We start from the raw sequence: 14,929 nt of genomic DNA, 5'->3' as shown, positions 1-14,929 counted from the left end.
GGCGGTATCAACCCTTCTTCTTGCGCGAACTGGTCAGGCCCAGGTACATGATGAACATGCTGGCCACCCCGACCAGTACCAGCGAAGGCAGTACCTGATGCAGGGAGACGCGAAACTCCTGGGCGGCGTACCCTTTGGGGTAGCCACCGATCACCACGTAGCCATATTTCTCGGATACCGTCTGCTCGGTGAATTCGACCTGGGAGGGGCGTTGTGCATCGCGGCTGTCTCCCTCGCTCCAGATATACAGGTCGTTGAATTCCAGCAGCAATGTCAGGCCGTCCTGGAAGGCACGCAGTTCGTCACGCAACTGCCGACCGTACGCTGTTGCGATTATTCCGGGGTCGCTGTCTGGTTTCTGGATCTTTATGATCGCCGCGTTAGGCGATGATGGTGCGTCGAATGCCAGTTGCGTTTGCCGTCCGGACAGGGAAAAAGCCGAGATATGCGCCAAAGGGTCCATGTCCGTCGCACAATACGCTTGTTGGCCGCGGGTGAGTATCAATGAGCGAAGATGCGGGTTGTTGGCAACTCTCTGCTCCAGGATGGCGAGCACTTCCTCACATGGCTTGCCTGCCAATGGCAGGATCGAGTCCAGATCGGCTTCCATGCGGCCCAGTGCCTGATCGATGCTGAAAACAGCCTCTTGAACGGAAACCTTGGCATTTTCCTCAAGTTTTTTGTCCAGCTGATAGTCCATTACCAGTAACCCGGATAGCACCGGTATTGCGCCGATGGACAATATCAACAGTAATTTTCGCCAGTTGATGCCGACACTCGGTATTGCTGCCATAGGACCGCCGCTCCGTTGAACCTTGCTGTTCGGGTTGAACAGGTCAGCGCTGATCCTATGTACTTGATGAAGCTTCGGCTGTAGGCCAAAAGTGTTGCGGTTTTACAGAAAAGCAGAACCTGGTTGTCAGCCTCGCTTCAATCTATCGAGCACTTTTTCCGCCAGCAGGGCCGTGGAAGCCGGGTTCTGCCCGGTGATCAGCCGATCATCGGCCACCACGAACGGCTGCCAGGGGTCATCATGCTTGCTGTAGGTACCGCCGCGGGCGCGCAGCTCGTTTTCGGTCAGGAAGGGGACCACCTTGTCCAGCTCGGCCAATTTCTCCTCGGTATTGGAGAAGCCGGTCACCTGACGGCCCTTGAGCAACAGGCTGTTGTCGCTGAGCTTGATGTTCAGCAGGCCGACAACGCCATGGCAGACCGCTGCGACTATGCCCTTGTGCTCGTAGACCCGACGGGCCAGCTCTTGCAGCGGCTGGTTGTCGGGAAAGTCATACATTACGCCGTGCCCACCGGTGTAGTAGATGACGCTGTACTCCTCGGCCTTCACCTGGCCAGGGCTCGAGGTGTTGCCCAGACGGGCCATGAAGCGCTTGTCGTCATACCACTGCCAATCCAGGTCGGGGGCCATCTGCAGGCTATGCGGGTCGACAGGCACGTAGCCGCCCAGCGGGCTGACGTAATCGACCGAGTAACCGGCTTTTTCGACTTGTTCGACAAAATGCGCAGCTTCCCCCAGCCATAACCCGGTCGCCCGCTTGAGGGCCGGATACTTGGCTGTATTGGTCAGCACCACCAGCATCTTCTTGCTCATGACCATGCTCCCGTCGGCAACCTGAATGGGCCGTTGCTCCGTGGCCCGAGGGAAAACCTAATGAGCATAGCTCTCAGGTGCCAGTACGCCATATTGCGCGGCGTGTGTTGTGCTAACGTGAATCACATCCACGGGGCGCCCGTACTTTCCCTGAACCATGCTGGAGTCACGATAGTGGTCGCAAATGGTACGCCGCCCGAGCCTGCGTCGAAGGTCATCCTGCAGCCGCCTGTGCCGGCACCCGTCGACCTCATGGGCGAACGGATCGTTCGGTTCGATTGGGGCAGCACATCGCTCGGGCCGCTGCCGCGCTGGTCGGCCTCGCTGCGCATTGCCGTCGACGTGATGCACTTGTCGCCGTTACCGTGCGCCGTGGTCTGGGGGCCAGACCTGTGCGTGGTCCACAATGAAGGCTACCGGGCATTGCGGCCGGTTGCCCCGGACGCATTGGGCATGGCCTTCGATGCGCTGTGGAGCGATGTATGGCCGGCGATGGGCCCCTGGGTTTTCAAGGCACTCGATGGGCACTCCAGCTTTGTCGAGGACCCACCACTGCGTATTGTCAGCGGCGAGGGCGGGGAGCCGTTGTGGTGTGCGTTCGGCTTCACACCGTTGCACGATGAGTTGGGCAACGTGGCAGGGTTTCTGCACGCGGTGATCGAGACCACGGCCAGCGTCGAGGCGCACCGCCGCTGGCGGGAGCAGGCGCAAGGCTTCGAGCGGCAGGTCGAGCGACACCAGCTAGAGCGCGAGCAGTTCTGGCAGTTGTCGCGTGATGCGATGATCACGGTTACACCCGAGCTTAAGGTGCATGCCGCCAACCCCGCCTTGTACCGTACTCTGGGCTGGGCCGAGGAGCAGATACGGGGCATACCGGTGCTGGACTTGGTACATCCGGCGGATCGCGCCGAGGTTCAGGTGGCGATTTCCGGGTGCCTGCAATACCGCAATGCCGAGCAGATAGAGACGCGCCTGCGCCACCTCGATGGCCATTACCATTGTTTTCGCTGGAGTGCACGGTTCGATGGCAGCCTGCTGACTGCCGTAGGCCGGGACATTACCGAGGAACGTGAGGAGGCCGCTCGTCAATCCGAAGCCCTGATGCGCAACAACGAACGCCTGGAGTTGGTCGGCCAGTTGGCCGGGGGCATGGGACATGAGCTGAACAACTTGTTGTCCGGCATCGGCGGCAGCCTCGAGTTGCTGCAACTGCGCCTGCAGGAAGGCCGGCTGGAGCGGGTAGAGGCCTATGTCGAGGTGGCGCATGATTCGGTGCAGCGTGCCATGGAGCTGACCCATCGCTTGCTGGCGTTTTCACGTCATCAACCTTTGGCGCCCAGGCCGTTGGACTTCAACCGGCAATTGCGCCTGAGCGAACCACTGCTGCGGAGCACGCTGGGCGCGGAGATGCGTTTGCACTGGCAGCTGGATGTCACGCCGTGGGCGGTGAACCTTGATGTTTGCCAGCTTGAAAATGCCTTGATCAATCTTTGCGCCAATGCCCGCGAAGCGTGCCTGGAACGCGGTAATGTCACGCTGCGCAGCTTCAACCAGCGGCTGACGACGTGGTTCCCGGATGAGGGTGGCCTGCCGCCAGGCGACTACGTTGCCTTGCATGTGGAGGATGATGGCCATGGCATGTCGCCGGTGGACATTGCCAGGGCCTTCGAACCGTTCTTCACCACCAAGCCGATCGGGCATGGCTCAGGCCTTGGCTTGTCGATGGTGTATGGTTTTGTCGGCCAGTCGGGGGGCTACGCCTGGATCGAGTCGGCGCCGAACCAGGGCACCAAGGTCTGCATGCTTTTTCCAAGGTGCCTTGATTCGGTACCTGAGGCGCCCGCGGTGGTGCAGCGCTCGCAGCGCATGGCCGGCGGGCAGCGCCTGTTGCTGGTGGATGACGAACTCGGTTTGCGTGCGGTAATGCGCGAATACCTGACCGAGCGTGGTTTCGAAGTCATTGATGTGGGCGACGCCAATAGTGCACTGGAGCGCTTTCACCATGACGGCCGGTACGACCTGGTGGTTACCGATGTCGGCTTGCCGGGTGGTTTCAGTGGCCATCAGATGGCCAAGGCCATGCGCATGCAGTCGCCGCTGCAGAAGATCCTGTTCATCACCGGTTACGCGGGCCAGCCGATCGATGCGCAGCTGCTCGAACAGCCGGGCACGGCATTGATGAACAAGCCGTTCCCGCTGGCGGACCTTTTTGATGAGGCGCTACGTTTGCTCGAGGCGTGATGTGGTTCAGTGCTTGCCCAGTATCTGGGTCACCTGGGCCTGCAGCTGCTTCAGCTCGAAGGGCTTGCAGATCAAATGCATCCCCGCCTCCAGGAAACCCTCGCGGGCCATGGCCGTTTCCGCATAGCCGGTGATGAACAAGACCGGCAGGCGTGGGCGCAGGCTGCGTGCGATTTCGGCCAACTGGCGGCCATTCATGCCGGGCAAACCGACATCGCTGACCAACAGATCCACCGGTTGGGTCGAGCGCAGTACCTTCAGGCCCTCATTGGCATCGGCGGCACTGTGGCAGGCGAAGCCATCCTCGCGCAGAGCCTGGCACAGCAATTGGCGTACATGCGGGTCGTCCTCGACAACCAGCACGTGATGGCCCTGATAACCTCGCACGGGCTGTACGGGTTTGACCGGTGCCTGGCCCTGGTCGACATGGCGCGGAAGGTACAAGTCCACCCGGGTCCCTTGGCCGATCTGGCTGTGCAGGGTGACATGGCCACGGGATTGCTTGCTGAAGCCGTACACCATCGACAGGCCCAGGCCAATGCCCTGGCCGATCGCCTTGGTGCTGAAGAACGGCTCGAAGGCATGCTCCAGCGTGCTTTGCGCCATGCCCTGGCCGTCATCGATGATGCGCAGGCGTATATAGTCGCCGGCGCACAGGGCACCGCCGGGGAATTGCCCAGCGCCGATGTGCTGGTTACTTGCCTCGATGCGCAATTGGCCACCATTGGGCATGGCTTCGCAGGCATTGAGCAGCAGGTTTTCGAGGGCTTCGTGCAACTGCTGGTCATCGGCTTCTACGGACCACAGGCCCTTGTCGATTTGCACCTGCAGGGTCACGGCCGCGGTAAGGCAAGCCATCAGGCGCTTTGTCTGGAGCAGATCGTGCAGGTCTATCTGCTGGCTGTGCAGCGATTGCCGAGAAGAGAAGGCCAGCAGGCGGTGGGTCAGACGGGCTGCGCGGGACACCGCCTCGCGGCCCATGCGCAGCACGTTCTCCAGGCCATCGCTACGGCCCTGGCGCAAGCGCCGGTCGATCAGCTCGAAGCTGCCGCCAATGCTGGTGAGCAGGTTGTTGAAGTCATGGGCGACCCCACCGGCCAGTTGGCCGATGGCCTCCATCTTGCGCGTCTGGTGGCGGGCAAACTCGCTGCGCTGCTGCGCTTCGCCGGGAGGTGCGGCCTGGGCGTCAAGCCGTTGCTGCAGGGTCTGCAACTGGTCGCGCGCCAGATACTGGCGGCGCCGGTTGCGCAGGGCGGACTGGGTCACGTGCAGCAGCTGGGTGTTTTCGAACGGTGCGGCCAGCAGGACCAGATTGCCCACCGGGTGGTTGGTCGAGCCCTTGGCTGCTGGGTCCCCTTGACCGAGCAGTACGACGGGCAGGTCCGACCAGCACGGTTGCTGGTCGATGAATGCCTGCAGCAATGCGCTTGGGCCCTGCTCGAATACCTGCTCGGCAATGATCGCCAGGCCCGCGCCTTCGGCCAGGCGGGCTTGCAGGTTGGCCAGGTCGACCGCGCACAGGCTGTCTATGCCCGCGCAAGCGAGCAGGCGCGCAATATCCGCGGCTATCGGCGGGGGCGCCAGGATCAATGCACGTTCGTCCAGCGCCAACGAACTGGCCAAAACGACTCTCCTGTAGGGTAGCCCGATATCCACTGGACCTCGGGCATAGCCCCAGGGTTCAACAATTTTCGGATATTGCCTACAGGCCCTGTTGCAGGACGGGGTCGTCCGGGTTCTGCCGCTCCAGCTCGGCCAGCAGCACCTGTACGTTCTGCAACTGGCCGGTTTCCTTCCAGTACTGGATCAGCAGCACCCGTGCGCGGCGATTGGCCGGCTGACGGCTGAGCACGGTTTCCAGTTGCTTTTGCGCGGCGTCGATTTGTTCCAGCTCATGCAGGGTTACCGCCAGTGTATAGCGGTAGTCGGCGTTGTCCGGGTCCAGTTCGACGGCGCGGGACAATGCCAGCAGTGCATACTCGCGCTGTTCGTGGCGGTTCAGCCAGAGCCCCAGTTCGTGCTGCAGAAAAGCCGAGTCGGGGCTCAGCGCCAGGGCTTTGCCTAGTACCTGACGCGAGGCATCGTGGTGGCCCTGGCGTTCCAGCAGGCGTACCTGGGTCGCCAGTGCGTCGAGGTTGCCTGGTGCTACCGTCAGGGCACGTTGCAGGGCAGTGGCGGCCAGGGTGTAGTCGTTTTCGTGCAGGTACAGGCGCGCCAGGTGGACTTGCGCGTCGGCGTCTTCGGGCTGTTGCTCCAGGGCCTGCTGGTATTGCTCCAGGGCGACCTGTAGCGGGCCGAAATACAGGCCGATGTCATCCGGATCGAGGCCGAGCAGGGCATCTACTGCGGCGAAGCGCACGCTTTGTTCGTCGTCGTCCAGCAGTGGGCCGAGCACCAGGCTGCGCTGCGCCGCTGGCAGCAGGCGGCGGATACCGGCAATGGCTGCGCGGCGCACCAGCGGGTCGGCATGCTCGAGGTCCTGGCGGGCGAGTTTCAATGCCTGGGGCGAAGGGTAGTTGGGCAGTTCGGCATACAAGGCCGCACGGCGGATGGGTGGCAGGTCGGTGCGCTGCAGTTGCTGGTACAGCACCCGTGCAGCGCCGGGTTGGCCCTCATGGGCCTGGCGCAGGGCCTTGGCGTAGCTGTGGGCCGGGAGGGTTGGCGGGGCTGGTGGGGTGTCCCGCCACAGGTAGCCGAACAGGGCCGATACCAAGATCAACAGCAGCAGGGCGATCAGGTAGCGGTTGCGTCTGGGCATCGGACGATCCGTGGCGGCGGGAAGGGCAGAGCTTGGGCTAGCTGGGGGGTAAATGCAACCGAGTGAGGGCTGACAGGTGCCTGGCTCGGATTTTTTGGGGGGGGCACAAATCGAGCGCCGCCCGCGCGGCGCTTCGCGGGACAAGCCCGCTCCCACATCTGTTTCGGGCCAGTCACTCCTGCAAGGTCACCTCTGTCCGCCTTGTTTGTTCTATTACATATCGAAGATTGGTTTGCTGCTTTTCATCCATCTCCAGTCATGCACCAAAGCTGCAACCCACCATGCACAGGAGTAATTGGCCCGAAACAGATGTGGGAGCGGGCTTGTCCCGCGAAGCGCCGCGCGGGCGGCGCTCGATCTCACAGGCGCTGAAGATTCAGAGGCATGCACCCTGCACACACCCTCAACAGCATAAAAAAGCCCCGCAAACCAAGGCCTGCGGGGCAAACGGTTGGGGGAGGAGCCAACCAAAGGAGTCGTTGAAACGGGTGTATCAGCGCGCGCTGGCTACAGTCTCCGGTTGCCAGCCGCCGCCCAGGGCCTTGTAGATGGAGACGATGCCGCGGTACAGCTCGACCTCACCCTGGGCCTGGGCATCTTCAGCGCTCAGCCGCTCACGTTCGGCATCGAGCAGCACCAGGTAGTCCACCGTACCCTCGCGATAACGAATCGAGGCCAGTTCCGCCGCCTTGCGGCTGGCGTCGCTCTGGCGCATCAGCGACAACAGCCGCTGCTGGGTCTTGTCGTAGTCGCTGAAGGCGTTGGCCGATTCTTCCAGGGCCAGCAACACCTGCTGTTCATAGTTGGCCAGCGCCCCTTCGGCATCGGCCTTGGCACCGCGCAGGCGGGCGCGCACGCTGCCCAGGTCGAAGGCAGCCCAGGTGATGCTCGGGCCCAGCGCCCAGGCATTGGCTGCCGAGGAGCCTATTTGCGAGCCACGGGCGGCAGTAAAGCCGAGGAAGCCGCTGAGGCTGACACGCGGGAACAGGTCGGCCGTCGCTACGCCAACGTTGGCGGTGGCAGCCGCCAGCTGGCGTTCGGCGCTGCGGATGTCCGGGCGGCGGCGCAGCAGTTCTCCCGGGTCTCCCACCGGTAGCGCCTTGGCAATGGCCGGCAGGGCCTTGGGCGACAGGTCGACGCTGAGCGCCTCGGGGCGCTGCCCGAGCAGGGTGGCGATGCGATGCCGGGCCCGCGCCTGTTCCGCCTGCAGTTGCGGCACGGTGGCTTCGACCCCGGCCAGGCGCGCGTCGGCCCGCACCACGTCAAGGTCGTTGCCCACGCCGGCATCGCGCAGGGTTTCGGTGATGGCCCGCGATTCCTGCTGGGTCTTGAGGTTGGCCAGGGCGATCTTCTCGCGCAATTGCGCGCCGCGCAGCTGGCCGTAGGCATCGACCAGCTCGGCGATCAGGCTGACCTGCAACTGCTGCAGGTCGGCCGCGGCTACCGCTTCCTGGGCTTCGCTGGCCTCGATCTGGCGCTGGATGCGGCCGAACAGGTCAAGCTCCCAGGCCATGTCCAGGCCCAGGTCGTAGCGCTCGCTGTTCACCCGTTGCGTGGTCTGGCCGGGGACCTGGCCCTTGCCGATGTCGCTGCTGGCGCGGCTGGTGACCACCGGGAACTGATCGTTTTCTGCGTCTTCGCGGATCGAACGGGCCGACTTCAGGCGGGCAAAGGCCACGCGCAGGTCACGGTTGCCGTCCAGCGAAGCCTGCACCAGCTGGTTCAGCACCGGGTCGTCGAACTGCTTCCACCACAGGCCTTCGAAACGGCTACGGTCGTAAGCCTTGGCCTGTACATCGCTGGCCAGTTGCGCGGGCTCGGTGGCCGGCGCCTGGTAGTCCGGGCCTACCGCGCAGGCCGCCAGGGCCAGCGCCAGCAGGCTCGGGGTCAAGGGTTTGAGCAGGTTCATGCATGGCTCTCCAGCGAGTGGGCGCGTTCGGCCTTGCGGGCTTGGCGACGCTCGACGAAACGGCGAATCAGGAAGAAGAACACCGGGGTCAGGAACAGGCCGAACACGGTCACACCGATCATTCCCGAGAACACCGCCACACCCATGGCATGGCGCATTTCAGAACCTGCACCGGAGCTGAACACCAGTGGTACCACACCCATGATGAAGGCGATCGAGGTCATCAGGATCGGCCGCAGACGCAGGCGGCAGGCTTCCAGTACCGCTGCCAGCGGGTCGAGACCCTTGGCTTGTTCGTCCTTGGCGAATTCGACGATCAGGATCGCGTTCTTGCACGCCAGGCCCACCAGTACGATAAGGCCGATCTGGGTGAAGATGTTGTTGTCACCCCCCGACACGATCACCCCAGTGATGGCCGACAGCAGGGTCATCGGCACGATCAGGATTACCGCCAGCGGCAGGCTCCAGCTTTCGTACTGGGCCGCAAGCACGAGGAAGGCCAGCAGCACGCACAGCGGGAAGACGAACAGTGCAGTGTTACCCGAGAGGATCTGCTGATAGGTCAGGTCGGTCCACTCGAAGGTCATGCCGTTGGGCAGTTCCTCTTTCAGCAGCTTCTCGATCGCTGCCTCGGCCTGGCCGGAGCTGTAGCCTGGGGCAGCGGCGCCGTTGATTTCGGCGGTGATGAAGCCGTTGTAGTGCATCACACGGTCAGGCCCGGAGGTGTCGCTGACCTTGAGGAAGGTCGCCAGCGGGATCATCTCGCCGAGGTTGTTGCGCACCTTCAGCTGGCCGATCTGCTCGGCATCGAGGCGGAACTGCTGTTCAGCCTGGACATTGACCTGGTAGGTACGGCCAAAGCGGTTGAAGTCGTTGGTGTACAGAGAGCCCAGGTAGACCTGTAGGGTGTCGAAGATGTCGGTGATCGCCACGCCGTGGGTCTTGGCCTTTTCCCGGTCGATGGCGGCATCCACCTGCGGCACGTTGACCTGGTAGCTGGTGAACAGGCCCGCCAGTTCCGGCACGTTGTGGCTCTTGGCGATGATGTTCTGGGTTTCCTTGTACAACGCCTCGTAGCCCAGGTTGCCACGGTCTTCGATCTGCAGGCGGAAGCCGCCGATGGTGCCCAGGCCTTGTACCGGCGGTGGCGGGAAGATCGCGATGTAGGCGTCCTGGATATCGGCGAACTGGGCATTGAGCGCAGCAGCGATGGCTGCAGCCGACTGGCTTGGGTCCTTGCGCTCGTCGAAAGGCTTGAGCGGGGTGAACACGATGCCGCTGTTGGGGCTGTTGGTGAAACCGTTGATCGACAGGCCAGGGAAGGCCACCGAGTCGGCCACGCCAGGCTGCTTCAGGGCAATTTCGCTCATGCGCTTGATGACTGCCTCGGTACGGTCGAGGCTGGCGGCGTCAGGCAGCTGCGCGAAGGCTACCAGGTACTGCTTGTCCTGGGCCGGCACGAAACCGGTCGGGGTGGACGAGAAGCCCAGGTAGGTCAGGCCCATCAGGCCGGCATACACGAACAGCGCGATACCGCTGGAGCGGATGACCCGGCGCACACCGCCGACATAGCCGTGGCTGGCGCGGTCGAAGAAGCGGTTGAACGGTGCGAACAACCAGCTGCCCAGCAGTTTTTCCAGGAACCGCGAGAAACGGTCCTTGGGCGCGTGGTGGTCCTTCAGCAGCACGGCAGCCAGGGCCGGCGACAGGGTCAGCGAGTTGAACGCCGAGATCACCGTGGAAATGGCGATGGTCAGGGCGAACTGCTTATAGAACTGCCCGGTCAGGCCGGAAATGAACGCAGCAGGTACGAACACGGCGCACAGCACCAGCGCGGTGGCGATGATCGGCCCGGTGACTTCGCCCATGGCCTTTTGCGTGGCTTCCAGCGGTTTCAGGCCAAGCCCGATATTACGTTCGACGTTCTCCACCACAACGATGGCGTCGTCCACCACGATACCGATGGCCAGGACCAGGCCGAACAAGGACAGCGCGTTGAGCGAGAAGCCGAACAGGTGCATTACCGCAAAGGTACCGATCAGCGATACCGGCACGGCCATCAGCGGGATGATCGAGGCACGCCAGGTCTGCAGGAACAGGATGACGACCAGTACGACCAGCACCAGCGCTTCGAACAGGGTGTGTACCACGGCTTCGATGGAGCCACGGACGAACACGGTCGGGTCATAGACGATGCTGTAGTCCATGCCCTCGGGGAAATCCTTCTTCAGCTCGGCCATCTTCGCCCGCACTTCGTCGGAGATCTCGATGGCGTTGGAGCCTGGGCGCTGGAAGATCGGGATGGCCACCGCCGGCTGGTTGTTCAGCAGCGAACGCAGGGCATACTGGCTGGAGCCGAGTTCGACCCGGGCGATGTCCTTCAGGCGAGTGATTTCGCCATCGGCACCGGCGCGGATGATGATGTTCTCGAACTCTTCCTCATTGACCAGGCGGCCCTGGGTGTTGATCGACAGCTGGAAGCTGGTCGAGCCCGGGGCGGGTGGGGCGCCCAGCTGGCCGGCGGCCACCTGGCGGTTCTGCTCGCGGATCGCAGCCACCACATCACTGGCGGTGAGGTTGCGCGAAGCGGTCTTGTTCGGGTCCAGCCACACGCGCAGCGAGTAGTCGCCCATGCCGAACAGCTGCACATCGCCCACGCCGCCCAGGCGCGCCAGCTCATCCTTGATGTTGAGGATGGCGTAGTTGGACAGGTAGAGCATGTCGTAGCGGTTGTCTGGCGAGGTCAGGTGCACGACCATGGTCAGGTCGGGCGAGGCCTTGTCGACGGTGATACCGATGCGGGTCACTTCTTCGGGCAGCTTGGGCTGGGTGCGGGTGACGCGGTTCTGCACCTGCACCTGTGCGTTGTCCAGGTCGGTGCCCAGGGCGAAGGTGATGGTCAGCGTCAGCTTGCCATCAGCGGTGGACTGGGAAGACATGTAGAGCATGTTCTCCACGCCGGTAATCGCCTGCTCCAGTGGCGCGGCGACGGTTTCGCCGATGACCTTGGGGTTGGCGCCGGGGAAGTTGGCGCGCACCACCACGGTGGGTGGCACCACTTCGGGGTATTCGCTGATCGGCAGCTGGAACAGCGAGATCGAACCCGCGATCAGCAGCACCAGCGACAGCACCGCGGCGAAGATTGGCCGGGTAATGAAGAATTTCGAGAAGTTCATCGGTGTGGTCCCTTAACCGCGTGGCGCCTGGGCGCTGGCGACTTTCACGTTGTTGCCCGCCACCTTTGGCGCCGGGTTGCTGGCCTCCAGGGCCTGGCGCTGCTGGGCGAGGGCGGCGAGGGTCTGCTCGCTGGCCATCGGTGTCTCTTGCGGGGTGACCGGTGAGCCAGGGCGCACGCGCTGCAGGCCCTTGACCACGATGCGGTCGTCCTTGCCCAGGCCGCTGCGCACGATGCGCAGGCCTTCCAGCTTCGGCCCCAGCTCGACAGCGCGGTAGGCGGCCTTGTTGTCCTTGTCCATGACCAGCACGAACTTCTTGCCAAGGTCGGTGCCCACGGCTTCGTCGTTGATCAGCACGGCCTGGTACTGGGCGCTGCCCACCAGCTTCAGGCGTGCATACAGGCCCGGGGTGAACTGGCCGTCGCTGTTGTCGAACACCGCACGGCCACGGATGGTGCCGGTGCGCGGGTTGACCTGGTTGTCGACGAAGTTCATCTGGCCCAGGTGCGGGTTGCCGGTTTCGTTGGTCAGGCCCAGGTATACCGGGGTGCTTTGGCCACGCTGGCCTTCGCGGGCCAGCTGGGTGTACTTGAGGTACACGCGCTCGTCGGCGTCGAAATAGGCGTACACCTTGTCGGTGGAGACCACGCTGGTCAGCGGCGTGACATCGGCGGTGACGATGTTGCCGGCGGTGAACTGGGCGCGGCTGACGCGGCCGCTGATGGGCGCGGTGACACGGGTGAAGCTGAGGTTCAGGCGTGCCAGGTCGAGCTGCGCCTGGATCGCGTCGACCCCGGCGCGGGCTTCGGCGGCGGCGCTGCTACGCGATTCGGCCAGCTCTGCGGAAATGGCATTGCTGTCACGCAGGCGTTCGCCACGGCGGGCTTCGTTGGCGCTGCGGATGGCGGTGGCCTTGGCTTGCTGTAGCTGGGCTTCGAGGCGGCGGACCTCTGCCTGGAACGGGCGAGGGTCGATCTGGAACAGCAGATCGCCTTTCTTGACCTGGGCGCCTTCAGTGAAGGCCACCAGGTCGATCTGGCCGGAGACCCGTGGGCGTACCTCGACGGTTTCCGGGGCTTCGAGGCGGCCGGTGAACTCGTCCCATTCGTTGATCGGTTGCTCGATCACCTTGGCCACACTGACCTTCGGCGCGGCGGGAGCCTGCACCGCGTCGGGGGTTCGACCGCAAGCGCTGATCACCACCACTGCCAGGGCAGCGAGGGGGAAGCGCAAGGGTTTGAGTGATTGTTCCATGGAGAACTCCGCCAATGTATTAGTAGTGGGCGGATTGTGAGTGTCTTGCGCGTGATGCACGAATCGAACGGGCCGAAGGTTATTATCACGATGAATGATATGTGTGAATCAGTCATCGATCTTGGGCATGTTCGCCGGCGATCCGCTTACCCTGTGGGAGCGGCTTCAGCCGCGAAGAATCCAGCGCGGTGCATGGCCCCGGCTGCGCCGGGGTTCGCGGCTGAAGCCGCTCCCACAGGGTCGCTGCTGATTCAACAAGTCGCATGCAGTTCCGTGACAGCGGCGCGCCTGGTCCCGCAGTGGCTACTCAGTGAATGCTCGAGGCCAGTTCGAAGATCGGCATGTACATCAGGATCACGATCAGGCCGATCAGCAGGCCGATGAAGGTCATCAGCAGTGGTTCGAACAGCTTGACGAACCATTCCACCCAGCGGCCGATTTCCTGGTCATGGAAGTCGGCGCAGCGCTCCAGCATCTCGCCCAGGTTGCCGGACTGCTCGCCAGCCCGCAGCAGGCGCAACGATACCGGCGTGACCAGTTGCCCCGCTTCCAGGGCGTCGGACAGCGGCAGCCCTTCGCCGACCCGCTGGCTGGCGTGCTCCAGGCCTTGGGCCGCCGCGCTGCCGAGCAGGCCGCGGGCCATGCCCATGGCAGTGAGGATGGGGATGCCGCCTTGCAGCAGGATGCCCAGCGAGCGGTAGAAGCGCGCCAGTTCATACATCATCAGGCGTTGGTGCAATGCAGGCAGGCGCCGCAGCTGGCACGCTGCCCAGCGCCGCACCCGTGGCTGGCGACGCAGCAGCCACAGCGTCGCGACCACGCCGACGGTGCCCAGCGCCAGCGGCAATTGCTGGGCATGCAGGAACAGGCCGATCTGCATCAGTAGCCGAGACAGCCAGGGCAGCTCGGTGCCCATGCCCTCGAATACCTGGCTGAAACGCGGCACCACGTAGCCAAGCAGGAACAGCACCACGCCACCGCCCACCAACAACAGCAGCAACGGGTACACCGAGGCGCCCACCAGCTTCTGCCGTACCAGGTCCAGGCGCTGGCGGTAGCTGATGTAGCGGGCAAGGGCGTCGCCCAGCGCGCCGGTTCGCTCGCTGGATTGCACCAGCGCCACGTACAGTGGCGGGAACACCCGTGGCTGCTGGCCCAGGGCCTGGGACAGCGAGCGGCCTTCGTACAGTTGGCGGACCAGTTCGCCGAGCACTTTGCGCGTTGCGGCAGCGGGGGCCTTTTCGGCCAGGCTTTCCAGTGCGTCGATCAGCGGCAGGCCAGCGTTGAGCAGGGTCGAAAGTTCCTGGCTGAACAGCACCAGGTCGAAGCTTGCTTCACGGCGCCAGGCCATGCCGCGCAAGGCGCCGCCGTGGCCACGCAGGGTGAGCACGCGCAGGCCCTGGTCCTCGGCCTGGCGGCGAGCCTGGTCGGCGTCCTCGGCGTCGATCTGCAACTGCACCACACCCTGCCTGCCCAGGGCCTTGAGGCTGTAGCGCATGGCCGTTCTCCCTACTGCCAACTGGTGATTTCGGCGTTTTCCCCGTCGCCACCGGGCTGGCCATCCTTGCCCATCGACAGCAGGTCGTACTCGCCGCCGTTTTCGCCAGGTTGCCGGTAAATGTACGCGCGGCCCCACGGGTCCTGCGGCACGGCCTTCTGCAGGTACGGGCCAGTCCAGCGCGCTTCGCCACTGGGGGCGACCACCAGGGCCTGCAGGCCTTGCTCGCTGCTGGGGTAGTGGCCGACTTCCAGGCGGTACAGGTCCAGCGCCTTGCTCAGGCCCTCTATCTGCGCCCGCGCTACCTTGGCCTCGGAGCGGCCGAGCTGGCTGAAGTACTTGGGCGCGACGATACCGGCCAACAGGCCGAGCACCACCAGGACTACCAGGAGTTCGAGCAGGGTGAAGCCACGTTGGGGGTTGGTTCTGCGCTGCATGGTGAAGCCCTCCGCTGCATGGGGACAAGCTTTTCGCAAGCCCCATGCAA

General features: G+C 63.9%; 10 protein-coding genes. 1 reads left to right on the top strand and 9 read right to left on the bottom strand.

What is annotated here, in order from left to right; translation table 11 throughout:
* Positions 1-7: 7 nt before the first annotated feature.
* Complete coding sequence (locus RIN61_RS26445) at positions 8-793, bottom strand: CSS-motif domain-containing protein (RefSeq protein WP_243432346.1); 786 nt, start codon at positions 791-793, stop codon at positions 8-10.
* 126 nt (positions 794-919) lie between these two features.
* The gene (locus tag RIN61_RS26440) at positions 920-1,606 is read right to left on the bottom strand and encodes a type 1 glutamine amidotransferase domain-containing protein (protein WP_112252483.1); all 687 of its coding nucleotides are present in this window, start codon (positions 1,604-1,606) and stop codon (positions 920-922) included.
* Between the two features lie 174 nt (positions 1,607-1,780).
* On the opposite strand from RIN61_RS26440, the gene RIN61_RS26435 reads away from it, so the two are divergent.
* Entirely contained in the window at positions 1,781-3,847 is a 2,067-nt protein-coding gene (locus RIN61_RS26435) for an ATP-binding protein (RefSeq protein ID WP_252379180.1), read from the top strand.
* Between the two features lie 6 nt (positions 3,848-3,853).
* Here the strand turns inward: RIN61_RS26435 and RIN61_RS26430 are convergent, their stop codons facing one another.
* The 7 genes from RIN61_RS26430 to gspG all read right to left on the bottom strand — a co-directional run bounded on the left by RIN61_RS26430 (position 3,854) and on the right by gspG (position 14,879).
* Complete coding sequence (locus tag RIN61_RS26430) at positions 3,854-5,470, bottom strand: response regulator (RefSeq protein ID WP_252379179.1); 1,617 nt, start codon at positions 5,468-5,470, stop codon at positions 3,854-3,856.
* A 79-nt stretch (positions 5,471-5,549) separates the two neighbouring features.
* Complete coding sequence (locus RIN61_RS26425) at positions 5,550-6,605, bottom strand: tetratricopeptide repeat protein (RefSeq protein ID WP_112252480.1); 1,056 nt, start codon at positions 6,603-6,605, stop codon at positions 5,550-5,552.
* A 493-nt stretch (positions 6,606-7,098) separates the two neighbouring features.
* On the bottom strand, positions 7,099-8,514 hold the full coding sequence (locus RIN61_RS26420) for an efflux transporter outer membrane subunit (protein WP_112252479.1): 1,416 nt from the start codon (positions 8,512-8,514) through the stop codon (positions 7,099-7,101).
* Complete coding sequence (locus RIN61_RS26415; protein WP_112252478.1) at positions 8,511-11,690, bottom strand: efflux RND transporter permease subunit; 3,180 nt, start codon at positions 11,688-11,690, stop codon at positions 8,511-8,513. Before RIN61_RS26415 ends, RIN61_RS26420 begins: the two co-directional genes overlap by 4 nt.
* Before the next feature lie 12 nt (positions 11,691-11,702).
* On the bottom strand, positions 11,703-12,944 hold the full coding sequence (gene mexE / locus RIN61_RS26410) for a multidrug efflux RND transporter periplasmic adaptor subunit MexE (RefSeq protein WP_112252477.1): 1,242 nt from the start codon (positions 12,942-12,944) through the stop codon (positions 11,703-11,705).
* A 307-nt stretch (positions 12,945-13,251) separates the two neighbouring features.
* Positions 13,252-14,442 (bottom strand): type II secretion system F family protein, encoded by a 1,191-nt coding sequence (locus tag RIN61_RS26405; RefSeq protein ID WP_112252476.1) that lies wholly within the window; start codon positions 14,440-14,442, stop codon positions 13,252-13,254.
* An 11-nt stretch (positions 14,443-14,453) separates the two neighbouring features.
* A complete protein-coding gene (gene gspG / locus RIN61_RS26400; RefSeq protein WP_112252475.1) occupies positions 14,454-14,879 on the bottom strand; it encodes a type II secretion system major pseudopilin GspG in 426 nt (141 codons plus the stop codon).
* Positions 14,880-14,929 lie beyond the last annotated feature (50 nt).

Origin of the sequence: Pseudomonas inefficax (assembly GCF_032164165.1) — a bacterium.
Taxonomy (GTDB): Bacteria; Pseudomonadota; Gammaproteobacteria; order Pseudomonadales; family Pseudomonadaceae; genus Aquipseudomonas; species Aquipseudomonas inefficax.
The sequence above is the reverse complement of the archived record's forward strand: the minus strand, read 5'-3'. Positions and strand labels throughout refer to the sequence as shown.

What these genes read in the sequence shown, in the direction of transcription:
- RIN61_RS26445 (WP_243432346.1), bottom strand. Translation starts at nt 793, where the DNA reads ATGGCAGCAATACCGAGTGTCGGCATCAACTGGCGAAAATTACTGTTG.
- RIN61_RS26440 (WP_112252483.1), bottom strand. Translation starts at nt 1,606, where the DNA reads ATGAGCAAGAAGATGCTGGTGGTGCTGACCAATACAGCCAAGTATCCG.
- RIN61_RS26425 (WP_112252480.1), bottom strand. Translation starts at nt 6,605, where the DNA reads ATGCCCAGACGCAACCGCTACCTGATCGCCCTGCTGCTGTTGATCTTG.
- RIN61_RS26420 (WP_112252479.1), bottom strand. Translation starts at nt 8,514, where the DNA reads ATGAACCTGCTCAAACCCTTGACCCCGAGCCTGCTGGCGCTGGCCCTG.
- RIN61_RS26415 (WP_112252478.1), bottom strand. Translation starts at nt 11,690, where the DNA reads ATGAACTTCTCGAAATTCTTCATTACCCGGCCAATCTTCGCCGCGGTG.
- mexE (WP_112252477.1), bottom strand. Translation starts at nt 12,944, where the DNA reads ATGGAACAATCACTCAAACCCTTGCGCTTCCCCCTCGCTGCCCTGGCA.
- RIN61_RS26405 (WP_112252476.1), bottom strand. Translation starts at nt 14,442, where the DNA reads ATGCGCTACAGCCTCAAGGCCCTGGGCAGGCAGGGTGTGGTGCAGTTG.
- gspG (WP_112252475.1), bottom strand. Translation starts at nt 14,879, where the DNA reads ATGCAGCGCAGAACCAACCCCCAACGTGGCTTCACCCTGCTCGAACTC.